Below are 25,293 nucleotides of genomic sequence, written 5' to 3' on the forward strand. Positions count from 1 at the left end.
TATGGTAATCCGTGACTTATATTGTATATTTGCACTCTATTTAGAGCAAATCTAATTAAAGAATTATGATAAAAGTTTCTGAAACAGCTAAAAAGAAAGTTATCGAGCTTATGCAAGATGATGGCTATAACCCAACTACAGATTTTGTTCGTGTTGGTGTAAAAAGTGGTGGTTGTTCTGGTTTATCTTACGATTTAAAGTTTGATAAAGAAAATCAAGAAGGCGACAAAGTGTTTGTAGATAATGACGTGAAAATTATTGTAGACAAAAAAAGCTTTTTATATTTAATAGGAACAACACTAGAATATTCAGGTGGATTAAACGGAACTGGTTTCGTGTTTAACAACCCTAACGCAAACCGTACTTGTGGTTGTGGCGAATCATTTTCATTATAAAATTAAGAAAGAATTATGTCGAAGTATACGGAAGATGATTTACGTGAAGAGCTTAAAACCAAAGAATACGAATATGGTTTTTATACAGATATAGAATCTGACACATTCCCTATTGGTTTAAATGAAGATATTGTTCGTGCTATTTCTCTTAAAAAAGGAGAACCAGAATGGATGACAGATTGGAGATTAGAGGCTTTCAAAGCTTGGAAAGAAATGACTGAGCCAGAATGGGCAAACGTACATTACAAAAAGCCAGATTTTCAAGCCATTTCTTATTATTCTGCACCAAATAGCAAACCAAAATACAATAGCTTAGATGAAGTAGATCCAGAGCTTTTAGCAACATTTGCTAAACTTGGAATCTCTATTGATGAGCAAAAAAAATTATCCAACGTAGCTATGGATGTTGTGATTGATTCTGTATCAGTTGCTACAACATTCAAAAAAACATTAGGTGAAAAAGGTATTATTTTTATGAGTATTTCTGAAGCTATAAAAAAGCATCCAGAACTTGTAAAAAAATATTTAGGAACTGTTGTTCCGCAAAAAGACAACTTTTATGCAGCTTTAAATAGTGCTGTATTTAGTGATGGCTCTTTTTGTTACATTCCAAAAGGTGTTCGTTGCCCAATGGAACTTTCTACATATTTTAGAATTAATCAAGCAGGAACAGGACAATTTGAAAGAACTTTAGTAATTGCTGATGAAGGTAGTTATGTAAGTTACCTTGAAGGTTGTACTGCACCTAGTAGAGATGAAAATCAATTACACGCAGCCGTTGTAGAGCTTATTGCCTTAGATGATGCTGAAATAAAATATAGCACAGTACAAAACTGGTATCCTGGAAATGCTGAAGGAAAAGGTGGTGTATTCAATTTTGTAACTAAAAGAGGTTTGTGCGAGAAAAACGCAAAAATTTCTTGGACACAAGTTGAAACTGGTAGTGCTGTAACTTGGAAATATCCAAGTTGTGTACTTAAAGGGGATAATTCAGTTGGAGAATTTTATTCAATTGCAGTAACCAACAATTATCAACAAGCAGATACTGGAACAAAAATGATTCATTTGGGAAAAAACACCAAATCAACCATCATTTCAAAAGGAATTTCGGCAGGAAAATCACAAAATAGTTACCGTGGTTTGGTTAAAATTAGCCCGAATGCAGATAATGCCCGTAATTTTTCGCAATGCGATAGTTTACTAATGGGTAATGAATGTGGTGCACACACTTTTCCATACATAGAAGCAAAAAATAAAACAGCAAAAATAGAACACGAAGCAACAACTAGTAAAATTGGTGAAGACCAAATTTTCTATTGTAATCAACGTGGTATTGACACAGAAAAAGCCATCGCATTAATTGTAAATGGTTTTAGTAAAGAAGTTTTAAATAAACTTCCAATGGAGTTTGCTGTAGAAGCTCAAAAACTTTTAGAGATAAGTTTAGAAGGAAGTGTTGGATAAATTATTTGTATTCAAAATGAAAAAAATATTCATTCTACTTTTATGTGTTTCTGCATTTATAAGCTGTAAAAATGATACAAAATCAAAAAGCACAGAAGAAACTATTATTACAGATAGTTCTGAGCGAACTAAAAAACAGAATGATGGTTTAACTCTATTAAAAGGAGATTTTGTTTATTATGGAGGTGCAGCAGTATTGCAAACTCATTCTGAAATTTATGGCGTTCTAATAACAGATAAAATGTTAGAACTAAATAAAAAGGCAGAAGAATACAAAAAAGAACCAACAGATATGGTTCAAGTTGAAATAAGAGGTAAAATAACAAATCAAAAAGACGATAAAATTCTTTGGGAAAACAAAGTTGAAATTGCTGAAATATTAAATGTTTCTGCACCAAAGAATAGAGATAACGTTGTAAAATTAGGACAATAAATAGTATGTTAAAAATTGACAATTTACACGCAAGTGTTGAGGACAAAAGCATTTTAAAAGGTATTAATCTTGAAGTAAAACCAGGTGAAGTACATGCTATAATGGGACCTAACGGTTCAGGAAAAAGCACACTTGCTTCAGTTATAGCTGGAAAAGAAGAGTATGAAGTTACAAAAGGTAACATTACTTTTGATGGTGAAGATATTGAAGAATTAGCTGCTGAAGAACGTGCACATAAAGGCATATTTTTATCATTCCAATATCCAATTGAAATTCCAGGCGTTTCAGTTACTAATTTTATTAAAACGGCTATTAACGAATCGCGTAAAGCAAAAGGATTAGAAGACATGCCTGCTAAAGACATGCTAAAACTTATTCGTGAGAAAGCAGATTTGTTAGAAATAGATAGAAAATTTTTATCACGCTCTTTAAATGAAGGCTTTTCTGGTGGAGAGAAAAAACGAAATGAAATTTTTCAAATGGCTATGCTAGATCCTAAATTAGCAATACTTGATGAAACCGATTCTGGGTTAGATATTGATGCACTTCGTATTGTAGCAAATGGTGTTAATAAACTAAAAAACAAAGACAATGCTGTTGTTGTAATTACGCACTACCAAAGGTTGTTAGACTATATTGTTCCAGATTTTGTTCACGTATTATATAATGGGCGAATTGTAAAATCTGGTGGTAAAGAATTAGCGCACGAACTTGAAGAAAAAGGTTACGACTGGATTAAAGAAGAAGTGAACGCATAAATTAGTAACCAGTTCTCAGTCCACAGTAAGTAACTAAACTGCAAACTGAAGACTGCTTACTGAAGACTTAGAAAAATGGATTTAAAAGAAAAATTATTATCATCTTATTTAGTTTTTGAAGATCATGTAGATATGGATACTCATATTCACAATCTTCGAAACGATGCTATAAAAATATTTGAAGAAAAAGGTTTTCCAACAAAAAAAGAAGAAGATTGGAAATACACCTCTTTAAATAAAATCTTAAAAGAAGACTATAGTGTTTTTCCTAAACAAGAAAACGCCATAGAATATAACGACGTTAAAAAATATTTCATCCATGATATAGATTCTTATAAAATCGTGTTTATAGATGGAAAATACTCTTCTCACTTATCGCAAACCACTCATGATGGTATGGATATTTGTTTAATGTCCGCTGCTTTTACAAAACCTAAGTACCGTTTAGTTATAGAAAACTATTTTAATAAAGCGGCTAGCAAAGACAGTTTATCATCTTTAAACACAGCGTTTTCAAGCGAAGGTGCTTATATCCATATTCCTAAAAATAAATTGGTTGAAAAACCAATACAAATCATACATTTTTCAACAGGAAATGAAGCTGCAACCATGTTACAGCCTCGTAACTTAGTTGTTGTTGATGAGAACTCCCATGTTCAAATTATTGAGCGCCATCAAAGTTTAACAAGCAATGCTGTTTTAACAAATAGTGTTACCGAAATTTTCGCAAATAAGCGTGCTATTGTAGATTATTACAAAATCCAAAACGATAATTCAAACGCCTCTTTAATTGATAATACCTTTATCAAACAAAAGCAAGAAAGTGTGGCATCTGTTCATACGTTTTCATTTGGAGGTAAATTAACACGTAATAATCTTAATTTTTATCAAGAAGGCGAACGTATAGATTCTACCTTAAAAGGAGTAACTATAATTGGAGATAATCAACATGTTGATCACAATACTTTGGTGCATCATATCGAGCCAAATTGCGAAAGTCATCAAGATTACAAAGGTATTTTTGATGAAAATTCTACAGGTGTTTTTAATGGTAAAGTTGTTGTTGAAAAAGAAGCACAAAAAACCAATGCGTTTCAAGCAAATAACAATATTCTAATAAGCGATAAAGCAACCATTAATACCAAGCCACAACTAGAAATTTTTGCCGACGATGTAAAATGCTCTCATGGTTGTACCATTGGTCAATTAGACGAAAGCGCTTTATTTTACATGCAATCCAGAGGTATTCCTAAAAAGGAAGCCAAAGCACTTTTAATGTACGCCTTTAGTAACAATGTTTTAAATTCGGTTAAAATACCTGAAATGAAACAACGTATTACTAAAATTATTGCTAATAAATTAGGCGTTAATTTAGGGTTTGATTTATAAAAAAATTTGAAGCTATTTCCCGCTATTCACTATATCTTTTTTGCTAAAAAAAACAAAAAAGGATGCCGTTGCTATCGGGGCTAAACACAAAGCTATGTTTAAAGTACATGATATACGAAAAGACTTCCCTATACTTTCACGAAAAGTAAATGGCAAACCTCTAGTGTATTTTGATAATGCCGCAACCTCACAAACACCACAACAAGTTATTGATGTAATTGTAGATTATTATTCAAATTACAATGCCAATATTCATCGTGGTGTGCATACTTTAAGTCAAGAAGCTACCGATTTATACGAACAAGCACGACAAAAAATACAAGCACACTTTAATGCTAAGTTTTCACATGAAATAATATTAACTTCTGGAACTACGCATAGTATAAACTTAGTCGCAAATGGCTTTTCTTCTATCTTAAAAAAAGATGATGAAATTATAGTTTCAGCTTTAGAACATCATAGTAATATTGTGCCTTGGCAAATGTTGTGTGAACGCACAGGAGCAACTTTAAAGGTTATACCAATGAATCAAGAAGGTGAATTGGTAATGACGGAATACGATAATTTACTTTCGGAAAAAACAAAACTGGTATTTGTAAATCACATTTCAAATGCACTAGGAACTATAAATCCAATTGAATCTATTATTGAAAAAGCTCACAAAATTGGAGCTGCAGTTTTAATTGATGGTGCCCAATCTTGCCCTCACATAAAACCAGATGTTCAAAAATTAGACGTCGATTTTTATGTAGCTTCAGCACATAAAATGTGTGGACCAACAGGCGTTGGTATGCTTTACGGAAAAGAAGAATGGCTTAATAAGCTTCCTCCTTATCAAGGTGGAGGTGAAATGATTGCAGAAGTAACGTTTGAGAAAACGACTTATGCAGCATTACCCCATAAATTTGAAGCTGGAACACCAAATATTTGTGGTGGCATTGCTTTTGGAGCCGCAATAGATTACATGAATACTATTGGTTTTGATGTTATTGCTTCTTACGAACATGACCTATTAGATTATGCTACTAAAAAACTTCTAGAAATAGATGGTTTAAAAATTTATGGTACTTCTAAGAATAAAACCTCTGTTATATCCTTTAATCTAAAAGGGATTCATCCTTATGATGTTGGTACTATTTTAGATAAACTTGGTATTGCTGTTCGTACTGGACACCACTGCGCACAACCTATTATGGATTACTTCAAAATTCCTGGAACAGTTAGAGCTTCCTTTTCTTTTTATAACACTAAATCTGAAATCGATATTCTGGTTGAAGGTGTCAAGAAAGCAAAAATGATGCTTTCGTAAGGTTTTCGTTGTTTTATTAAATTTTTATTGTTTAATAATTAACTATTTGTAGTGTTTTGTCGAATAATTAACATTTTTTTGAAGATATGTAAGATATTTTCTAAAATAATTCTATCTTCAGCGTCGACTAATTCAAATTTATATTACAAATGAAAAAATTACTTTTAAGTATGGCAGCAATAGCCTTACTATTTACAGCATGTGATGATGAAAAAAACGAAATCGTTCAAGAGCAAGAAATTGACATGAGCGATTTTTATGTTTACACAGATTTCAATGAAGATTTAGGCTCCAAATCAGCCAATTCTAAAGAGAAATTCAAAACATGTTATTCCATGAATGTTCTTAATAAACAACTTGATGCTAATCCCGGTTTAGCAAAAAAAATGTTTGATGTAGAATATCAAACAAGAAAATTTATAACCGCCAAAGGCAAACCAGGTGGTAATCCTGGAGGAGGCGGAAGTGGCGGCGGAGGATCTGATGTAGATGTATTACCAATAGAAGATGGTTTAGGAACTATAAATATTCCTGTGTATATACATATTGTTCTACCAAACGCTAATGATGTTTCTAACTCACAAATTCAATCACAAATAAGCGTATTGAATAACGATTTTAGCAGCACAAATACAAACTTACTTCCTTCTGGAGCAACAGACTTTATAAATGATGCAACAACAACGGGTGTTAGCTTTTCTTTAGCTCAAACATTTAGATACAATAATTCTACTTCATCTTGGGGAACTAATGATTCCGTAAAATCAGCTTATCCTCCTATTACTCCTGAAACACATTTAAATATTTGGGTTTGTAATATTGGTGGTGGTATTTTAGGTTATGCTCAATTTCCTGGAGGAAATTTATCAACAGATGGTGTCGTTTTATTACACTCAAGTTTACCTGGTGGTTCTGCAGCTCCATATAATTTGGGAAGAACTGCAACTCACGAAGTAGGTCATTATTTAAACTTACGCCATATTTGGGGTGATGGAAGATGTAAACAAGACGATTTTGTTACAGACACGCCTTCTTCTAATGGTGCTAACTATGGTTGTCCATCATTTCCAACAGTTAATTGTAATACAACTGATATGACAATGAATTATATGGATTATACAGATGATGCCTGCATGTACATGTTTACAGATGGCCAAAGAAATAGAATGCGTGCTATTTTTGCATCTGGTGGAGCAAGAGACACAATGGCTGGAAACTAAATAAACTCACATAATAAAAATTAAAAAGGCGCCAACTTTGGCGTCTTTTTTGTATTATTAATTATAAAAATAATCGATTAATTAAATGAAATTTTTATTAATATTTTTATCTATAGTACTAATTGAAAAAGGCTGTAACCAATCAAAAATAAATCAGGAAAATATTTCTGTTGAGTATACAGCATCGTCAAGAGGTATTTACAAACAAATAATAGTTGATAAAAAAACCATTTCAACCTTACAAAAAAGGGGAGGCATTCCAACGACTAAAGTTTGTAATGAAACTTATTGGGATAACTTAATAAAAGTAATCAAATCTATTAATATTGACTCGATATCATCATTACAAGCACCAAGTAAAGCGTTCCAGTATGATGGTGCTGCAATAGCAAATTTAAAAATAACTCATAATGGTAAAACCCATGAAACACCACCTTTCGATCACGGAAACCCACCAAAAAAAATAGCAGAACTTGTTAAAGAAATCCTATCAATTTCAGAAAATATTGAATAGCAACTTTTGTTATTGTATTTTTGTATAAAATATGTGCTTGTGACTATTGAAGATATCCAAAACGAAATTATAGATGAATTCTCAATGTTTGAAGATTGGGAAGAACGTTACCAATATATGATTGATTTAGGGAAAGATTTACCCCTAATTAACGACCAATACAAAACTGAAAGCAACATTATAAAAGGTTGCCAAAGTAAAGTTTGGGTACATGCCGAAATGAAAGATGATAAAATAGAATTTACTGCGGATAGTGATGCAATTATCACCAAAGGTATTATAGCTATTTTAATTCGTGCATTTTCAAATCAGCACCCAAAAGATATTATTGATGCGAATACCGATTTTATTGATAAAATTGGGCTTAAAGAACATTTATCTCCAACACGAGCTAATGGCTTAGTAAGTATGATAAAACAACTTAAAATGTATGCTATAGCATACCAAACACAATTAAAATAATGAGCGATACAACAATAGATACTACCGAATTAGGTGAAAAAATAGTAAACGTTCTTAAAACGATTTACGATCCAGAAATACCTGTAGACATTTACGAATTGGGGTTAATTTACGACGTATTTGTAAATGAAGATTACGATGTAAAAATATTAATGACATTAACAACTCCTAACTGCCCTGTTGCCGAAACATTACCACTAGAAGTTGAAGAAAAAGTAAAATCGCTTAACGCTGTAAATAGTGCTGAAGTAGAAATTACTTTCGATCCGCCATGGACGCAAGAATTAATGAGTGAAGAAGCAAAGTTAGAGTTAGGAATGCTTTAATTTATTTATGCAAGACGAAATTATAAATCGCGTAGCGAATAGCAAATTAGTTACTTTAAATCTTGAGGATTATTATCCTGAAGGAAGGCGTGTATTGTTTGATATTAAAGACTGGCTTTTTGAAGGTTTTGTATTGCGCGAAAAAGATTTTAGAAATCAAGTATCAGAATACGATTGGTCTCAATATAAAGGTAGCTATATAGCATTAACTTGTAGTAGTGATGCGATAATTCCTGGATGGGCTTTTATGCTTTTATCTATTCAACTAGAGCCTTATGTTAAAAAGACAATTATTGGCAATCTAGAAGCTCTAGAAACGTCTATATATCAAGATGTTTTAAATGATTTGGATGTAAGCACTTTTAAAGACAAACCTATTATCATAAAAGGCTGTTCAAAAAAACCTGTACCACAAAATGCCTATATCATGCTTGCAACAAAATTAAAACCTGTTGCTAGATCTATCATGTATGGAGAAGCGTGTTCTTCTGTTCCGCTGTTTAAAAAATAAATAATTTTTACTGTTTTTATTGTGACTTAATTGCAAAAAAGGGTCTCAATAATAATCAACTTTGTGAATATAAATCATCATTTTTGAAAGAAAAATTGACTTATATTTGCACGCATTTTATTAAAAAATCATAAAAATGAAAAAAACCTTATTATTATTCGCATTTATTATCGGAATCGCTTCGATGAACGCTCAAACTAAAGAAGAATTACATGCTCAAAAAGCGGAAAAACAAGCCATAGCAAATGCTGCTCAAGCTGAAGCTAACGCTTTACAAGCTCAAATTGATGCTTTACCAGGCTGGAGAAAAGGTGCATTTGGTACTATTGGAGGAAGCATTTCTAACTTTAACAATTGGTATTCACAAGGTGCTCCAAATAACTCATCAGGTAATATTGGCTTTACTTTTAACGGTTATGCTAATTTAATTGAAGATAAATTTTTCTGGAGAAACTCATTAAACACGAATTTAAACTGGGTAAAATTAGACAATAAAGATAATCCTGATGATGACGATAGTTTTAAACCAACAACAGATGTATTTAATATTTCGTCTTTATATGGTAGAAACCTTACTAAAACATTAGCTATTTCTAGTTTAATGGAATACAGAACAACATTATTAAACAACTTTAACGATCCTGGGTATTTAGATTTAGGTGTTGGTGCGACTTGGACACCAATTGAAAACTTAATAGTTGTTATTCACCCATTAAACTACAACTTTGTTTTTGCTGATAATGATGCTATTTTTCAATCCTCTTTAGGTGCTAAAATTGTTGCAGATTACACTAGACAAATTGGTGCTATAAATTTTAAAACTAATTTTTCAACCTTCCAAAGCTATGAAAGTGGTGATTTATCAAACTTTACATGGACTAACTCTTTTGGATATACATTATGGAAAATGATTGGTGTTGGTTTTGATTTTGGTTTAAGAAGTAACAAACAAGAAGCTTTAAAATATGCTTTAGGGCAGTTTGACCCAGTAGCAGTTCCTGCTCAAACTGAGCCTACATTTGATAATGTGGATAATAAATTACAAACTTATTACACTGTTGGATTAAGCTATAAGTTTTAATTCTCAATAATATAAAAAAAAGCACTTCAATTGAAGTGCTTTTTTTTGTCTTTTTTTACTCTGTTCCTTTAAAATCCTTAGTTTTATTCTTTTTACTAAACAGTCTTTTAAAAAACCCATCTCTCTTTTCTGGCTCACAATTTAAATCTTCTAAAACCTTTACTGTAGGACTTTCAAATTTAGATTTAGTAATGTTATTAAAGCTGCTGTCTGTATTTAGTTTTTGGTAAAATTTCGCAAAAATTGGTAGTGCAGAATTTGCTCCTTGTCCTAAACCTGTTGTTCTAAAACCAATGGCTTGATTATCGTTACCAACCCAAGTAACTGTTACCAAATTGGGAGTTAAGGCAACAAACCAACCATCTTTATTGTCTTGTGTAGTCCCTGTTTTTCCTGCTATATCATTAGTAAGATTATAAGTAAATCTTAACCTTGAAGCTGTACCTGAATTTACTGTAGATTTCATAATTTGTAGCATCACCTGTCTTGTATAATCAGTAAAAGCTTCATCTTTTTTAATTTGAGGTTTGAATGAAGCAATAATATTACCCTTTTTATCTTCAATTTTGGTAATACAATATGGCATTACAGCATGACCTTTATTAAGAAAACTCGCATAAGCCCCTGTTAATTCTTTCAAATTTATTTCGGCAACTCCCAAAGCTAATGATGGCTGATTGGGTAATTCTTTAGAAATCCCCATTTTTTTCGCCTGTTCTAAAACTTTAGGAATTCCAACTTCATTTAAAACTTTAACTGCTATGGTATTTATAGAATTACTTAATGCAGTCTCTAAATTATAATTTAAATAAGAATTTTCTTCATTGCTACCAGAATTACTTGGTGTCCAATTATCATAGTTTTTATACGTTACTTCACCCAAAGAAAAATAAGTACAAGGATTCATTCCATTTTCAATAGCCGCTGTATACACAAAAGGTTTAAAAGTAGAGCCAACTTGTCTTTCGCTTTGCGATACATGATCGTATTTAAAATACCTATAATCAATACCTCCTATATAAGTTTTTATTGCTCCCGTTTTAGGCTCTATAGACAACATTCCTGTATTTAAAAACTTTAAATAATACGATAAACTATCAATAGTAGACATGTTTTGAATGGTATCCCCTTTCCAATTAAAAAGTTCAATTTCATTTTTAAGTAATAGTGAATCCTTAATTTGCTTATCGGCTAAACCTTGTTTTTTATAAAATTTATATTTGTTCAGACTTTTAATAGCAGTTTCAAATATTTGTCCGTTAGTTTTCCAAGGTGTTTGTTTTCCAAAAGACGCTTCAAAATCACTTTGTAATTTATTAAGATGTTCTCTCATTGCAGTTTCTGCTAACTCCTGCATTTTGAAATCTAATGTGGTATGAACAATTAAACCATCTCTATATAAATCATAAGATTTGCCCTCATTTGTATTAATAGAATCTAATATAACAGCTAATTCTTTTTTAACTTGTTCTCTAAAATACGGAGCAATACCAACATCATGATTAAAGGAACGATAATCTAAAACCAAATCTTGATTTTTATAAAACTCAAGCGAATCTTTTGAAAGGTATTCATATTTAACCATTTGATTAAAAACCACATCACGCCTGTCTTTACTGCGCTGTAAGTGTAATCTCGGATTAAAATAATTATTAGCCTTTAAAGTTCCTATTAAAGCAGCAGCTTCAGATCTTGTTAAATCATTCGTCGTTTTATTGAAGAATTTTTGCGCTGCACTTTCAATCCCATAAGTGTTATCAGGAAACGTAACCGTGTTGAAGTAAAGCGTTAAAATTTCTTTTTTCGAATAGATTTCTTCTATCCGCTTAGCAATTATAGATTCTTTAAACTTATTGATTAGCATCCCAAAAACGGGGTAATCTTTTCGTCCAAATAAGTTTTTGGCTAATTGAAGTGTAATGGTGCTTCCTCCACCGGCAGATTTATCTTGAAGAATAATATTTTTAAAAAAAACTCGTGCTAAACTTACATTATCAATGCCATCATGCTCATAAAAACGAGCATCTTCTGTAGCAATTAGGGCATCAATTAAGTGTTGAGGAAATTTATCGAAAGTTAGAGGTTGCCTATCATAAATATAATACTTACCAATTAAAGCACCATCTTTATCTAAAACCTGTGTAGCTTGTTCTTGTTTTATGGAACTTAAATCTTCCTTTGATGGTAACTTACCAAATAGTCCTAAATAAATACTAAAATATAATCCTATAAAAAAAACAAAAACAGATACTCCAAAAATCAATCCCCATTTTACCCATTTTATCTTCAAAACTCTAAATAGCCAAATAAAAAAAGGCATATTCTTAAGTTTATCTAGCTGAATATTATTCATTATCTTCATAATCTGGATACAGAAAATGATTGTAAGGAAAACGAGTTACATGAATTTCTCTAACTTCATCATAAACACGTTTTTTAAAGTCTTCTAAATTTTCTTTATTTAATGCCGAAATAAATAAAGCATTATTGCCTACTTTACTCATCCATGTACTTTTCCATTCCTCTAAAGAGTAATGTCTTTCTGTTCTTTCTGTTTCTAAATCGTCATCATCTAAAGGTTCTGCTTCGTAAGCATCAATTTTATTGAAAACCATAATAGTTGGCTTATCACCACTTTTTATTTCTCCTAAAACTTTCTCTACAGAAGCAATGTGTTCTTCAAAATTAGGGTGTGAAATATCTACAACGTGCAGCAATAAATCGGCTTCACGAACCTCATCAAGTGTACTTTTAAAACTATCTACCAATTGAGTTGGTAATTTTCTAATAAACCCTACGGTATCACTTAATAAAAAGGGTAAGTTTTGAATAACCACCTTTCTAACCGTAGTGTCTAATGTTGCAAACAACTTATTTTCGGCAAAAACATCGCTTTTGCTTATCACGTTCATTAAAGTAGATTTTCCAACGTTTGTATAACCAACTAATGCCACACGAACCATTTTACCACGGTTACCACGTTGTACAGCCATTTGTTTGTCAATAGTTTTTATACGCTCTTTTAAAAGGGATATTTTATCACGTACAATACGTCTATCTGTTTCTATCTCGGTTTCACCAGGTCCGCGCATACCAATACCACCTTTTTGGCGCTCAAGGTGTGTCCACATACCTCTTAATCGAGGCAATAAATATTCGCATTGTGCTAATTCTACTTGCGTTCTCGCATAGCTAGTTTGTGCACGTTGAGCAAAAATATCTAGTATTAAATTGGTTCTATCTAATACTTTAACGTTAAGAATTTTACTAATATTTCGTTCTTGGGCCGATGATAATTCATCATCAAAAATTGCCGTACCAATATCATTATCTTCAATAAATTGGCGAACTTCTTCCATTTTACCTGTTCCTATAAATGTTTTAGGATTTGGCATGTCCATTTTTTGTGTAAAACGTTTCACCGCATAACCACCTGCAGTAAAGGTTAAAAACTCCAACTCATCTAAATATTCTTTAGATTTTACTTCGTCTTGATCTTTTGTTATAACGCCTATTAAAACTGCTTTCTCTAAAGCAATATCTTTCTTTTCAATCATGTTACAAAGTTAAACATTTGTAGCTATTATTATTTTTATATTTTTAAGCCTATTTTTGATTTATGGCAAACACTTTTGACGATATTCCTGTTCGTGACAATATGCAAACTATTGCATTTTATAATCTTGAAAATTTATTTGATTTAGTAGATGATCAATATACCAATGACAATGATTTTTTACCAACATCAGTTAAAAAATGGACTCCTAAACGGTATGATAATAAACTTAGAAAGTTAGGTTTTGCTATTTCTAATATTGGAAAACATGAAACTGGAAAACATCCTGCTATTGTTGGATTAGCTGAAGTTGAAAACGCAAAAGTTATTGAAGATTTAATAGCTTCAAAACATCTAGATGATTGTAATTATAATTATGTTCACTATGATTCTTTAGATGAACGTGGTATTGATGTTGCCTTACTGTATGACACTAATGCTTTTGTAGTTTTACATTCTGAAGCTTTTACTGTAGAGTTATTTAACAATCAAGGTCTCCCAGATTATACACGAGATATTTTGTTAGTATCAGGTTTGCTTGATGGCGAAAATGTAAATATTATTGTAAACCATTGGTCGTCTAGACGTGAGGGAGAAAAAGAAACCGAGCATAAGCGTATTGCTTCTTCTGATAAAGTTGGTGAGATTATTTCATCATTACGACTTGTAAATCCAGATGCCAAAATTATTATTATTGGTGATTTTAATGACGACCCAAGTAGTAATAGTATAAAACGTTTGGTTGAAGCTTACAGTTTACACAACTCTATGGAAACTTTACGTTCTTATAACAGAGGAACATCAAACCATAACCGCCAATGGAATTTATTTGATCAAATTTTAATTTCTTCCAACTTTTTTAAAACCTCAGATCATTTATTTGAATATAGTTCTGCTAATATTTTTGATGAAGATTTCTTAAAACTTTTTAACGGAAAATATAAAGGCACGCCTTTTAGAACCTATGTTGGTAAAAAATACAAAGGTGGTTATAGCGATCATTTTCCTGTTTATGCTGTTTTTAAGAAGTGATCATTTATTGTAGTAAAGAAAAGTTTGTCATTCTGAATTTATTTCAGAATCACATCACACATTACTATACTTTTATGAGACCCTGAAACAAGTTCAGTGTGACGACAGCTTTTAAACTGCTTGAAAAAGAACAAAAGTAAGTCCCAAAATCACAACAGGTAAGAACCAAAGCAACCAAATATTATAAGTCAGTTTTCTGTTTTTAATCATTTTTGCGTTTAGTACTTTTCGTTTTCTACCGCCATATTGCATCCAGTTTTTGAAGTATATGAAAATAACAATCAAAACGAAAAGTGTCCATGCTTTACTTGCAGACATGGTATCCATATGCATTTGCCTAAAAAACTTTGCAAAAAACACACCTAACAATAAAAGCAAACTACATTGTAGAACAGTAATATAAAACGTAGCAATGCTATTGGCTTTCTTACTTTTTTTGTTTTTATAATATTGGAAAAAGTGAAAAAACAGGATGTCGAATGTTGTCATTTGGCTAATTTATGGTTACTAAGGCACATAATCAACACTAATTTCATCCAACTCATAAATACCATCAAAAGTATCTTGTCCGCTTCCAGTATATTTAAATGCAATATGCATAATTCCTAAGGCGCAAGATAAATCGACAGTTCCAGAATTAAACCACGGCACAAAAGAATCGGTGTCTTTTACAACATAAGCCGCAGATAATACACCCCACGTTGCGGATAGTATATTTTCTTCAGTTCCGTCCCAATCTAAAGAATATAAAACCTCCATAAAACTACTATCGGCAAGACTGTTAGAGGTTTTAAAACGTAATGTTTCACCATCTTGAGCATCTAAATTAATTGCAGGCGTTATTAACCAACCTATATTACTATCATCACCAGAACTAGCAGATTGAAATCTTGCAGACCGACCTAAAGACGCATTAGATGATGTTGAAGAATAACCTTCCCAAGCTTCTACACCAGCTTCAATATAATTAGTCCATCCATCAATTTCAATCGGTCTATTATTTCGTTGTGGTTGAAAATTTTCATATAATAAATTATTTGAACCTACACTTTCTGCTAATCCACAAGTTAATTCCATTGGGTCACAACGTTCGTCACTATCAAAATTTATATCAGCAGAACTGTTAAGGATAAGCACATTAAAATCATCACCGAAATCTCTACTAAAAATACCTGTAACTATTCCATTTCCTTGTGGAACAATTAAAGATTTAAAATCGGAAAAAGTACTTGTTTCTAAAATCATTGAAATTCTCGAATCGCAACTTTCAAGCAAACGATGTCCATCAAATTCATCAAAAGATTCACTTGCAAATGTTGACCCCAATTCAAATCTATTTAATTGCATATTATTAAGCTGAATTATGGTGTTTTTATCAGCTTCTGTTAAATCTGCTAAACCTGAAACTTTAGGGATTATAGTTGCTATCTCGTTACTTCTAATAATGATGTCTTGATATTCCGCAGCTTGAATTTGTTTTACAGATACAGCATCTCCTTTACCTATTGTAATAACACCGCTTGTTTCTCCAATAGTTAAACCATTTAATTTTATGTATACTTTTTGCCCAAATTGATATGTATCTGATAAGTTGCTTACATTTATACTTACTCTAAAACCTAGTCTTGGATCGTTATCTGGATTACTATCATCCACTTTATTTTGAATAATTAACTCCTCAAAAAAGTTTCCCGATTTATCTGAAGACACAACATAACCTTGAATATATAAATCGTTTTCATCATCAATAATTACCGTTGTATTATCATTATTTATAGCCTGTTCATAAAGTGATTTAACAGCTCTAAAAGTGGTGATTTGTTCTTGTAGAATATTTGGTTCTGTTATTGATATATCTGGTAGACTATAATCATCATCTTTTACACATGATGAGATAAGAAACATTGCCGATATTACTAATAACACTAGTTTTATTTTCATAACAATTAATTTAAAATCTAACATTTAAATTCAAGAAATAGGTTGTGCCTCTTCCGTACCAATATTTTGATCCAAAAACAGGAGTGTCTAATGCTTTATCATCTCTCAGTTCTCTGTAATTGGCATTTCTACCTTGTTCAAAACCCCCTGTTTTATAAACTTCATCTAAAAGGTTATTAATACTTGCAAAAAGTCCGACATAGTATTTACCTAACTTCCAGGATTTCCCTCCAACTAAATTAACCGACATATAATCATCAAAACGTTCTTGCCTTAATAATTCTCGAGCTAAATCTTCGTCATAATCATTAAACTCATTACCATCAAAATCTGTGGTAAAATTGGTTGATCTTGTTAATGGACTTACATCTATATAAATATTACTAAAAAAATTCGCAGTAGCACCAAACCACCAAAAATCGGGATCGCGATATTCAAATCCTATTGAGTAAGCATTTTGCGGACCAGAGGCCAGCTTATAATTTTTCAAATTTGATTGTCCAAAATCTTTAAATCCATTTACAAACCCAGCATCTAAGGACTCTTCATCGGGTTCGGTTGAAAGAAATAAATTTGGATTATTATCATAAGTAAATTGCCCCATTGCTGCGACACCTTTCAATTTAATAGTAGGGGTTACTTGAGCTTCAACACCCAACTCTAATCCTATATGTTTTTTGTTAATTCCCTGTAAAATCTCTTGTACAAATGCTGTATTATCACCACCAATGCCATCAGCAAAAAAGAATGATATTTCACTGGCATCATTAATTTTGGTATAATATGCGGTGAGTTTTGATTTAATTATTGACGACCGAAAAATATAACTAGCGTCGATTGATGTTATTTTTTCTACAGAGATATTAGGCACCACATTATGATTTTCTCTAGAATTTGAAAATGTGTTTTGTATAGAAGGTGCTCTAGAAATATAACCTGCGTTAACATCGAACACATGTTTTCCTGTTATTTTATAGGTGAAGCCTCCCTTTACACCAATTCCAGTAAAACTTAACTTGTTACCTTTTCCTAAGGAATTATCTGGAAATCCACCATTTTGATAAATGCCTTCTCTTTGATATGTTGTGTTTTTTATACTTGTAGCAGCATAAAAATCTATCTTGTTATAGATAAATTGTGTTTGTGCATAACCACTTAACTCATTTGAAAAAATATTATAATCGTATTTAAATTTATCCCCTTCACCAACTATTCTATTTGGGTTTGTTAAATCGTTTTGAGCTTCGTCAATATTAGTCGCAAAACCATCAATATCTAAATAGGTTGACGCTCCTAAAAGATCTAAAACCTGTGCATAATTTTCAGATTTTAAAGTTTTATAATTTATCCCTACATTCAGAATAAGATTATTGCTTATTTCTTTATTTATAAGAGAATTCACCGTCAATTGCTTGTCATTTACAATGTCTTCATATAAAGCATAAATAGCATTGCCTCCGTTTTGTGAATTATTAATATTGGAACTATACATGGCATTCCAATCTATTTGTCCGTCATTTTGAAACGCTTTTAATGCACCATAAGCAAACTGTAAATCGTTTGGAAAATTACGTTCAAAATAACTTGGCAGTTTTTGATAATACGTTGGACTCGGATTTGAGCCACCGCCTTGTGGAAAACCATCAACTAAGTCTGTACCATTATAATCTAATCTGCTATTTCCCATTTTACCAAATTGATAGCCAATATTGGTATTTAATGTTGTTTTACTATTTATGCTCCAAAAATGGTTTAACATAACAATTGGCTCATTTACTTCCTTAATTCTTGAGTTACGCTTTTCGCCATCTTGAAAACCCCAATATTCGTTATATTTTATTCCTTTTAAATCATAAATTTCTTGAGTATTTGGTGATGATTTTCCTCTTCGGTTTGGTGTATAAATCGCTGAAAAACTTAGACTATGTTTATCATTAATAATTTTTTCTACGGATGTAAAAAAGGAATTAGAACTGTAACTTGTTGCTTCTTGATAACCTTCATTACCCCAACGCCTACCTACAGAAACTGTATAAGCCCAATTATTTTTCAACAATCCTGACACATAAGTTCCCATAAAACGGTTAGTATAACTTCTGTTTGAAGATGAATACGTTAAACGAGAACCTGGTCTAGCTTGTGATGCTCTTATATTAATATTTGTTGTGCCTAAAACACCTCCAAAAGTATAATTTGATGGTGTTAATCCTGATGTTAATTCTTGATTTCTCAATACATCATTTATACCTCCCCAATTACTCCATTGTGGCCGACCATTATAAACTTTATTCATTTCAATACCATTGATTAGAACTGAACTGTTATTTGAATCTAACCCTCGCACTCTAAAAAAAGAAGAACTAAACTCAAAAGCTGCTGTTCTTTGAAAAATATCGAGTGAAGATGCTAATAAACCCGAAATATTATCGGCGCCACTAGTATCGTCGTTAAGTTCATCATCAGATAAAGTAATGGTAAATAAATCGGCAGTACTTGAAACATCTCTATCTAAAGTCATATCCATAATATTTACCGTTTTTCCTTCATTTACAATAATTGGATAGCGTTTAGAAATGTATCCTGTTTTCGAAATTCGAAGAATTTGTTCACCTAAAGGCACGTTTTTATTAAAAATAAATTCACCAAAAATATTTGTTAATAAATACTGTTTTGTTTCCTCAATGGTAACCGTTACACTTTCAATAGGCTCAAAAGAAAGCGCATCTTTAACACTACCTTTAATAATTGTTTCTTGGGCGAGGGATATGTAAACTGATAAAATTGCAACTAAAAAAAGTAGTAAATTTCTATTCATTATTTAGATTAGAGTCGGCATAAAAATTTAAATCTAACTATTTTATATTAAAATACCTACATTTGAGATAAGTATTATATTTCAAATACTAAATAACACTCTATTATTAATGAAGTATTTAACTCTTTATATTTTATTTTTTTGCTTTTGCTCACTTATAAATGGACAAGAGAAAAAGACCTTTAAAATTCATACAGTAGCCTTTTATAATCTTGAAAATTTATTTGATACCATAAATGATCCTACAAAATTTGATGAAGCCAGCCCTATTATGGAAATAAAGGCTAATCGGCAAGATATTTATAGAAAGAAGATTAGTAATATGGCTCGAGTTATATCTGACATAGGATTGGATGTAACAAATAATTCGCCTGCTATTATTGGTGTTTCGGAAATTGAAAATAGAGAAGTATTAGAAGATCTTGTTAATGATTCCTTATTAATAAATAGAGATTATGGTATTGTTCATTATGATTCGCCAGATGTTCGTGGTATAGATGTGGCATTACTTTATCAAAAAAAATTATTTACACCAACGTCTAGCAGCAGTCATGAATTAAAAATCTATGACGATGAAAATCATAAAAGAATTTATACCAGAAACCAATTATTAGTAAGTGGTAAACTTGATGGTGATTTTATACATATTATTGTAAACCATTGGCCATCAAGACGTGGCGGAGAAGCCAAAAGTAGGCCAAAACGTATTGCTGCAGCTAAACTAAATAAACACCTTGTTGATTCGCTTCAAGTTATTAATCCATATACCAAAATTTTTATTATGGGCGATTTAAATGACAACCCAAATAATGCTAGTATAAAAAATGTTTTAAAGGCACAAAAAAATAAAAGAAAAGTAGGTTTAAAAGGTATCTATAATCCCTTTATAGCGTTTTATAAAAATGGCTTAGGCACAACAGCTTATCGCGATTCTTGGAGTTTATTCGACCAAATTATGATAACTAAATCTTTACTTGAAAAAGATTATTCGTCTTTTAGGTTTTATAAAGCAGGAATTTTTAATAAGCAATATTTAATTCAACCTACTGGCACTTACAAAGGCTACCCTTTTAGAAGTTGGTCTAATGGTGGTTTTAGCAATGGCTTTAGCGACCATTTTCCTGTATATGTCTATATTATTAAAGAAGTTAATTAATCTCTTTTTAACCTAACCAAGTACTCCAAGGAATTCTTGATAAAAACAAGACTAAGGCGATTGAATAAAATATAGCTATTGTTTTTAATTTACCGTTAGAAGTTAATTTCTTCTTATGTTTAGAGTAACCAATAGTTATTAAAGCTACAGCTATTATGTTTATTAAAGGGTGTTCTACTAAATATAACCTATTTACAGAATCTTTCATGATTTCACCCATACCTATCTCGCTAAACAGTTGTAATCTAGGAGATACAAAGTATAAAACCAATCCTATTAATAACTGAATATGTGATACTATTAATGTGAATAATCCCTTTCTAAAATCACTAGCTTCATATTCTTTATCTCCTAGCGTTTTTATAATAGCATTTACGGTAGCAATTATTAAAACTAAAAGCACTAAATATGCCCAATATGAATGAAGAGTTTTTACGATTCCGTACATGATTATTTTGTTTTATTTTTATTTAACAAATGTAATAATTAAAAGCATAAAAAAACCGCTTCAAGCTGAAGCGGTTTTAAATATTATAAGGAAAATATTATAGGAGTTTTAGTAAACTACCCATTCTCCATCTGTTTTAATTAAAGTTATAGTAAATTCTGAAAGTCCTCCAGCATAAACTAAATAGCTTAATTGATATTTTTGTCCTTCAACAGCATTTGGATCTAGATAATCCAATAATACACCTAAAGAATAAATAATATCATCTTGACTCCAACTAGAATCATAATCTGCATAATTTAAAAGTGTAGCAACTTTACTTGAATAATTTGGATCATCAGACAATGTCTCACCCATATAAGTATAATCAGCATCTGTAAGTGAATACTTTATAGTATTATCTGGAATCCAAATACCATTTTCTAAACCAAATTGTAATGTAGTAGAAATAGTAGATTGATAAGCCACCCAAACTCCGTTAGTATAAGTATATAAGTTACCTCTAGTTTGTGTTGCATTAGCCGAACTTGAATAGTATTTATAAATTACTATTATCTCATCTTCTTCTTGAGCATAAGGATTATTTATTCCTAAGAAAGTACTAATATAAGTATCTGCTGGAATAGAACTACTAAAGTTGTTGTAACGTCCTGGTTGTCCAGAAGCTTCACCCATAGAGTCATAATCGTTAGAAGTTAAGTAATAAACACCTGATGATAATTCCCAAGCACTACCAGTATATGTATAATATACCTCATTAGCAACAGTTTCTCCTTCTACTCCTGGAACTTTAACTAATACATTTTCTATTTCCCATGTAGCCCCAATAGTTAAATCAGATTCATATTTAAAAGCAATATGAATTGTTTCTCCTTCATAAGCTGAAAAATCAACATCCTCTGATGTTACTGCAGTCCAGCTACTTCCATCTGGCACAGGAGTTACATCAATAGTATCCCAAGTAGCAGTTGCTACATCACCATCATAATCGGTAGAAACCATAATATTATAATAATCTGATGCATTTGTATATCTAAGAACTTGAGTTAGTTGAAATAAAGGGTTTACTTGAGCTGTTAAATCAATTTCTGGAGAAACTAACCAATCTTCATTCACAAAATAGTTTGGATATTCTGAACCATTAATAGTTGCACCATATTGTGTTCCTGACCATACTTGAGTACCAGTAATATTAAAAGGAGTCCAATCTAAAAGAGATTGAGCTGTTTTAAAATCGGCACTAACAAGATTAGAAATCCCTTCTACAGGCACTTCTACATATGTGTTATATTGTACTAATACTGATTGTCCTTCTGTTGGAGATGTGTATTGAGCAGTAAGAATATCACTCATGAAATCTTCTGCATCTTCATTAGGATAAAATCCTGAAGCATTTAAATTTCCTTGAGGATAATCTGCATTAGCCAATGCATAAACATCTGCACCAGTATAATCACTTACTCCTTCTGCAGACCCAATATATAAAAGGTATTCAACCTTTGCTGAAGATCCATCAGATAGATAAGGGTATTTATCTGTTAAGAAAGCTGGTAATGCAGCTTTAGCATCGTCTTCTGAGCTAAAACTTCCAAAGCTAAGATCTAAGTCATCATAATCATCATCAGTTAACGTAAACTCGACATCTTGAACTACACCACCTTTGTTTGCATTAATATCATCATGAATATCTTCCATAGGATTACAACCAACTATGGTTGTTCCTAATAAAATTGCGAATAAATAAAATATTTTTTTCATAACTTTTTTTTAAAATTTAATTTTTAATCCAACACTATATGTTCTACCTGCTCCATAATATACTAAAGCAGAAGCAGATGTTCCGTCAGTATCATTAGCATCCGAAATATATTCAGTGTTAAATACATTGTTTACTTTACCATTTAAAACAGCTTCAAAAGATCCCATTTCAAATGTATGGCTTAAACCTGCATCAAATAAACCGTATGATGGTGTTTTCCATGTATCTGGAAGATCAGCACTACCTCTATCTGTAACGAAATAAGATGAGAACATATCTCCTGCGTAATTATAATCTACATAAATTTTAGATTTTTCTGCGATTTTATAATTAGCCCCTAAAGCAAAAGTAGTTTGAGCTGCATCACCAACTTTTAAATCTTTAGCATAAACATCAACAACATCTACTTCATCGCCATCTTGGTTTCTAACACTTGCAGATACATCACTTTTCCATTGCCAATCTCCAATAGATGCCATACCTGTTAATGTAAGCTCATCTGAAAACTTATATCTAAAATCTACTTCAATACCTTGATGTAAAGCATCCATACCAAGTAAGTTATAGTATACTCTTTCAGACTCTGGTGTTGGTCCAGGATAAGATCCAGAAATAGACTTATCTAACCAACTTGTACGGTAAAGGTTTACATTAGCGTATAATTTATCACTTCTATAACCATAACCCAATTCTACACTAAATACTTTTTCGTTTTCAGCACCTTCATTTAATTCTAAAGTGTCTTCATTTAAAAATACACTAGTTAAGAATGGTGCTTTTGAAAAGTATCCTACATTTACAAATACATTATTATTTGAATCTAAATTGTAGTTACCACCACCTTTTATACCATATCCTAAAAAATTGATATCAGCAGAAGTTCTACTTCCAATGATTTCATTATTCATAAATTCTTCTTTCTTGTAATTTGTGTTAGAAATATCTGTAGCCACAAATAAGTTAAAAGATTCATTAACTTGATATTCAGCTTGAGCAAAAAGTCCTGATCTGAATACAATACCATCATAATCCTTGTTGTAACGATCACCTACTTTTAATGGATTACCAAAAGCAAAAGTATCAGTTTCATTATCTAAGAAGAATTCTCCTCCTAATAAATCATCAACTTGATACCAGTGAGATCCTACATAAGATCTAGCATCTAAACCTCCTGAAATTGTTAATTTATCGCTTATAGTATTTTTATAAGATGATAAAACACCAAACCACTGATGTGAATTTCTTGAAGATGAAATTATATCTGTTGAGCCTCCTGCTCCATTTGCTATATTCTCTTCAACAACAGCGTCAAAATCAATTGGTTGTAAACCTGAAGAACCTATTCTGTAGTCGCTTGACCCAATTTTAGAACCTTCATCTCTACGTCCACCTCCGCTTCCAAAAGATGCATAAAGTGCTGTTGATAAAACTGAGCTGTCATTAATTTCCCATAAATGATTTAAAGAAATTTGAGGTTTATGATAGAAGTTATAAGATTGATGGTAAACTTGTCCGTTTTTATAACCCCAATCTTTATTAGCTTTTTGTGGACCTGAATCTGTATCTAATAATTCTGAAATAGTAGAACGATTAAAACGTTGTCCATGTGTTTGTTGAGCTCCAAAAGCACTAAATGATAATCTGTGAGAATCACTTAATTGTTGTGATAAACTTATAAAGTAATTATATCCTGAAAACTCAGTTCCATCAACATATCCGTCTCCAGTAATTTTTGATGCACTAACTGTTGCTGCAAAACCTTTTTCTGATAATCCTGTAGAATAGGTCATTCCATATTTCAAGTATCCATCGTTACCAATTCCGGTAAAAATATTTCCACCTTGTTCTGCATCAGTTGTTTTAGTAATAATGTTTACTGTTCCACCTACTGATGGTACAGCTACCTTAGAAGCTCCAAGACCTCTTTGTACTTGCAATGAAGATGTTACATCTCCTAATCCTGCCCAGTTAGACCAATAAACAGCTCCGTTTTCCATATCGTTAACTGGTACTCCATTAATCATTACTGCAACATTTTCAGAGCCAAAACCTCTTAATGAAATTCTACCATCACCATAACCACCACCTGCTCTAGTTGCGTATACTCCTGGTGTAGATTTTAAAATCTCTGGAAATTCTTGTGTACTTAATTTTAAAGCTATTTCCTCTGATTTAATTGTTGATACTGCTACTGGAGTTTTTCTATCTACAGCAACAGAAGCAATAATTTGAACTTCTTGCAAACCTACTTGGCTTGATTCTAAAAATACATTTCCTAAAGTTGCGTTTCCTGAAAAAGAAACTGTTTTTGAAGTGTAACCTACATAAGTAATTACAATTTCTCCTGAACTTCCTTTTGTGTTAAGCGTAAAATTTCCATCAAAATCTGTAACGACTCCATTGGACGTCCCTTTCTCAACAATGTTTGCACCCGGAAGTGGCATGTTTATTCCTGCTTCCAATACTATACCGCTAACAGTACTTTGTGCCATAATAACAGTAGTAAACAAAAATGCTACTGCCATTAATAAACTTTGAGTAATTTTTCTCATAATTTTTAAAAAGATTAATTATTTAATTTTTGAAATTAGTCGATGCAAAAATACGGATAATTAATGTTCTAATATTACCCAATTGTTAAGAAATTTAACAATTGTTGATAAATAAAGTGGTTTTTGTTTTAAAAATTATCACCCCTTTTGATTATTTCACTAAGAATATTTC

22 protein-coding genes are annotated in these 25,293 nt (G+C 31.5%); 14 read left to right on the forward strand and 8 right to left on the reverse strand.

Translation table 11 applies throughout. From position 1 onward, the window contains the following. Positions 1 to 65: 65 nt before the first annotated feature. From BT151_RS02590 to BT151_RS02645, 12 genes are all read left to right on the forward strand, one after another. Positions 66 to 395 (forward strand): HesB/IscA family protein, encoded by a 330-nt coding sequence (locus BT151_RS02590; RefSeq protein WP_072400197.1) that lies wholly within the window; start codon positions 66 to 68, stop codon positions 393 to 395. Positions 396 to 410: 15 nt separating this feature from the next. After that, entirely contained in the window at positions 411 to 1,859 is a 1,449-nt protein-coding gene (gene sufB / locus BT151_RS02595; protein ID WP_072400198.1) for a Fe-S cluster assembly protein SufB, read from the forward strand. A 16-nt stretch (positions 1,860 to 1,875) separates the two neighbouring features. After that, complete coding sequence (locus BT151_RS02600) at positions 1,876 to 2,292, forward strand: hypothetical protein (RefSeq protein ID WP_072400199.1); 417 nt, start codon at positions 1,876 to 1,878, stop codon at positions 2,290 to 2,292. A gap of 5 nt (positions 2,293 to 2,297) precedes the next feature. Continuing rightward, the gene (gene sufC, locus BT151_RS02605; protein WP_072400200.1) at positions 2,298 to 3,050 is read left to right on the forward strand and encodes a Fe-S cluster assembly ATPase SufC; all 753 of its coding nucleotides are present in this window, start codon (positions 2,298 to 2,300) and stop codon (positions 3,048 to 3,050) included. 75 nt (positions 3,051 to 3,125) lie between these two features. Beyond that, the gene (gene sufD, locus BT151_RS02610; RefSeq protein WP_072400201.1) at positions 3,126 to 4,439 is read left to right on the forward strand and encodes a Fe-S cluster assembly protein SufD; all 1,314 of its coding nucleotides are present in this window, start codon (positions 3,126 to 3,128) and stop codon (positions 4,437 to 4,439) included. Positions 4,440 to 4,533: 94 nt separating this feature from the next. Next, positions 4,534 to 5,748, forward strand: coding sequence for an aminotransferase class V-fold PLP-dependent enzyme (locus BT151_RS02615; protein ID WP_072400974.1), 1,215 nt, complete (start codon positions 4,534 to 4,536; stop codon positions 5,746 to 5,748). Positions 5,749 to 5,897: 149 nt separating this feature from the next. Further along, entirely contained in the window at positions 5,898 to 6,968 is a 1,071-nt protein-coding gene (locus tag BT151_RS02620) for a zinc metalloprotease (protein WP_072400202.1), read from the forward strand. 85 nt (positions 6,969 to 7,053) lie between these two features. After that, positions 7,054 to 7,482: a hypothetical protein gene (locus BT151_RS02625; RefSeq protein WP_072400203.1), complete on the forward strand. Its 429-nt coding sequence runs from the start codon at positions 7,054 to 7,056 to the stop codon at positions 7,480 to 7,482. Positions 7,483 to 7,521: 39 nt separating this feature from the next. After that, a complete protein-coding gene (locus tag BT151_RS02630; RefSeq protein WP_072400975.1) occupies positions 7,522 to 7,944 on the forward strand; it encodes a SufE family protein in 423 nt (140 codons plus the stop codon). Then, entirely contained in the window at positions 7,944 to 8,270 is a 327-nt protein-coding gene (locus BT151_RS02635) for an SUF system Fe-S cluster assembly protein (protein ID WP_072400204.1), read from the forward strand. Before BT151_RS02630 ends, BT151_RS02635 begins: the two co-directional genes overlap by 1 nt. A 7-nt stretch (positions 8,271 to 8,277) precedes the next feature. Further along, on the forward strand, positions 8,278 to 8,781 hold the full coding sequence (locus BT151_RS02640; RefSeq protein WP_072400205.1) for a DUF2480 family protein: 504 nt from the start codon (positions 8,278 to 8,280) through the stop codon (positions 8,779 to 8,781). Between the two features lie 136 nt (positions 8,782 to 8,917). Further along, positions 8,918 to 9,862 (forward strand): DUF3078 domain-containing protein, encoded by a 945-nt coding sequence (locus BT151_RS02645; protein ID WP_072400206.1) that lies wholly within the window; start codon positions 8,918 to 8,920, stop codon positions 9,860 to 9,862. A gap of 55 nt (positions 9,863 to 9,917) precedes the next feature. On the opposite strand, the gene BT151_RS02650 is transcribed toward BT151_RS02645, so the two are convergent. Beyond that, complete coding sequence (locus BT151_RS02650; protein ID WP_072400976.1) at positions 9,918 to 12,182, reverse strand: transglycosylase domain-containing protein; 2,265 nt, start codon at positions 12,180 to 12,182, stop codon at positions 9,918 to 9,920. A gap of 25 nt (positions 12,183 to 12,207) precedes the next feature. Beyond that, positions 12,208 to 13,419 carry a GTPase HflX gene (gene hflX / locus BT151_RS02655; protein ID WP_072400207.1) on the reverse strand — a complete coding sequence of 404 codons (1,212 nt, stop codon included), beginning with the start codon at positions 13,417 to 13,419 and terminating at the stop codon, positions 12,208 to 12,210. Positions 13,420 to 13,481: 62 nt separating this feature from the next. Here hflX and BT151_RS02660 point away from each other — a divergent pair, with 62 nt between their 5' ends. Then, positions 13,482 to 14,450: an endonuclease/exonuclease/phosphatase family protein gene (locus tag BT151_RS02660; RefSeq protein WP_072400208.1), complete on the forward strand. Its 969-nt coding sequence runs from the start codon at positions 13,482 to 13,484 to the stop codon at positions 14,448 to 14,450. Positions 14,451 to 14,561: 111 nt separating this feature from the next. On the opposite strand, the gene BT151_RS02665 is transcribed toward BT151_RS02660, so the two are convergent. From BT151_RS02665 to BT151_RS02675, 3 genes are read right to left on the reverse strand one after another with little or no spacing between them, the layout of a single operon-like run. Then, positions 14,562 to 14,939, reverse strand: coding sequence for a hypothetical protein (locus BT151_RS02665; RefSeq protein WP_072400209.1), 378 nt, complete (start codon positions 14,937 to 14,939; stop codon positions 14,562 to 14,564). Positions 14,940 to 14,957: 18 nt separating this feature from the next. Next, entirely contained in the window at positions 14,958 to 16,391 is a 1,434-nt protein-coding gene (locus tag BT151_RS02670; protein WP_143144241.1) for a DUF5689 domain-containing protein, read from the reverse strand. A gap of 10 nt (positions 16,392 to 16,401) precedes the next feature. Continuing rightward, entirely contained in the window at positions 16,402 to 19,206 is a 2,805-nt protein-coding gene (locus tag BT151_RS02675; RefSeq protein WP_072400211.1) for a TonB-dependent receptor, read from the reverse strand. Positions 19,207 to 19,315: 109 nt separating this feature from the next. Here BT151_RS02675 and BT151_RS02680 point away from each other — a divergent pair, with 109 nt between their 5' ends. Further along, on the forward strand, positions 19,316 to 20,362 hold the full coding sequence (locus BT151_RS02680; protein ID WP_072400212.1) for an endonuclease/exonuclease/phosphatase family protein: 1,047 nt from the start codon (positions 19,316 to 19,318) through the stop codon (positions 20,360 to 20,362). A 7-nt stretch (positions 20,363 to 20,369) separates the two neighbouring features. Here the strand turns inward: BT151_RS02680 and BT151_RS02685 are convergent, their stop codons facing one another. The 3 genes from BT151_RS02685 to BT151_RS02695 form a co-directional block, all read right to left on the reverse strand. Next, positions 20,370 to 20,810 (reverse strand): hypothetical protein, encoded by a 441-nt coding sequence (locus BT151_RS02685; RefSeq protein ID WP_072400213.1) that lies wholly within the window; start codon positions 20,808 to 20,810, stop codon positions 20,370 to 20,372. A gap of 108 nt (positions 20,811 to 20,918) precedes the next feature. Further along, positions 20,919 to 22,568: a choice-of-anchor J domain-containing protein gene (locus tag BT151_RS02690; protein ID WP_072400214.1), complete on the reverse strand. Its 1,650-nt coding sequence runs from the start codon at positions 22,566 to 22,568 to the stop codon at positions 20,919 to 20,921. 9 nt (positions 22,569 to 22,577) lie between these two features. Beyond that, on the reverse strand, positions 22,578 to 25,121 hold the full coding sequence (locus BT151_RS02695) for a TonB-dependent receptor (RefSeq protein ID WP_072400215.1): 2,544 nt from the start codon (positions 25,119 to 25,121) through the stop codon (positions 22,578 to 22,580). Positions 25,122 to 25,293: the final 172 nt, after the last annotated feature.

Origin of the sequence: Flaviramulus basaltis (assembly GCF_900114265.1) — a bacterium.
GTDB classification, from domain to species: Bacteria; Bacteroidota; Bacteroidia; order Flavobacteriales; family Flavobacteriaceae; genus Flaviramulus; species Flaviramulus basaltis.

Coding starts and splice junctions, on each gene's coding strand:
- BT151_RS02650 (WP_072400976.1), bottom strand. CDS start 12,182: ATGCCTTTTTTTATTTGGCTATTTAGAGTTTTGAAGATAAAATGGGTA.
- BT151_RS02640 (WP_072400205.1), top strand. CDS start 8,278: ATGCAAGACGAAATTATAAATCGCGTAGCGAATAGCAAATTAGTTACT.
- BT151_RS02620 (WP_072400202.1), top strand. CDS start 5,898: ATGAAAAAATTACTTTTAAGTATGGCAGCAATAGCCTTACTATTTACA.
- BT151_RS02665 (WP_072400209.1), bottom strand. CDS start 14,939: ATGACAACATTCGACATCCTGTTTTTTCACTTTTTCCAATATTATAAA.
- BT151_RS02675 (WP_072400211.1), bottom strand. CDS start 19,206: ATGAATAGAAATTTACTACTTTTTTTAGTTGCAATTTTATCAGTTTAC.
- BT151_RS02635 (WP_072400204.1), top strand. CDS start 7,944: ATGAGCGATACAACAATAGATACTACCGAATTAGGTGAAAAAATAGTA.
- BT151_RS02590 (WP_072400197.1), top strand. CDS start 66: ATGATAAAAGTTTCTGAAACAGCTAAAAAGAAAGTTATCGAGCTTATG.
- BT151_RS02685 (WP_072400213.1), bottom strand. CDS start 20,810: ATGTACGGAATCGTAAAAACTCTTCATTCATATTGGGCATATTTAGTG.
- sufD (WP_072400201.1), top strand. CDS start 3,126: ATGGATTTAAAAGAAAAATTATTATCATCTTATTTAGTTTTTGAAGAT.
- BT151_RS02695 (WP_072400215.1), bottom strand. CDS start 25,121: ATGAGAAAAATTACTCAAAGTTTATTAATGGCAGTAGCATTTTTGTTT.
- BT151_RS02690 (WP_072400214.1), bottom strand. CDS start 22,568: ATGAAAAAAATATTTTATTTATTCGCAATTTTATTAGGAACAACCATA.
- BT151_RS02615 (WP_072400974.1), top strand. CDS start 4,534: ATGTTTAAAGTACATGATATACGAAAAGACTTCCCTATACTTTCACGA.
- hflX (WP_072400207.1), bottom strand. CDS start 13,419: ATGATTGAAAAGAAAGATATTGCTTTAGAGAAAGCAGTTTTAATAGGC.
- BT151_RS02645 (WP_072400206.1), top strand. CDS start 8,918: ATGAAAAAAACCTTATTATTATTCGCATTTATTATCGGAATCGCTTCG.
- BT151_RS02625 (WP_072400203.1), top strand. CDS start 7,054: ATGAAATTTTTATTAATATTTTTATCTATAGTACTAATTGAAAAAGGC.
- BT151_RS02680 (WP_072400212.1), top strand. CDS start 19,316: ATGAAGTATTTAACTCTTTATATTTTATTTTTTTGCTTTTGCTCACTT.
- BT151_RS02660 (WP_072400208.1), top strand. CDS start 13,482: ATGGCAAACACTTTTGACGATATTCCTGTTCGTGACAATATGCAAACT.
- BT151_RS02600 (WP_072400199.1), top strand. CDS start 1,876: ATGAAAAAAATATTCATTCTACTTTTATGTGTTTCTGCATTTATAAGC.
- sufC (WP_072400200.1), top strand. CDS start 2,298: ATGTTAAAAATTGACAATTTACACGCAAGTGTTGAGGACAAAAGCATT.
- BT151_RS02670 (WP_143144241.1), bottom strand. CDS start 16,391: ATGAAAATAAAACTAGTGTTATTAGTAATATCGGCAATGTTTCTTATC.
- sufB (WP_072400198.1), top strand. CDS start 411: ATGTCGAAGTATACGGAAGATGATTTACGTGAAGAGCTTAAAACCAAA.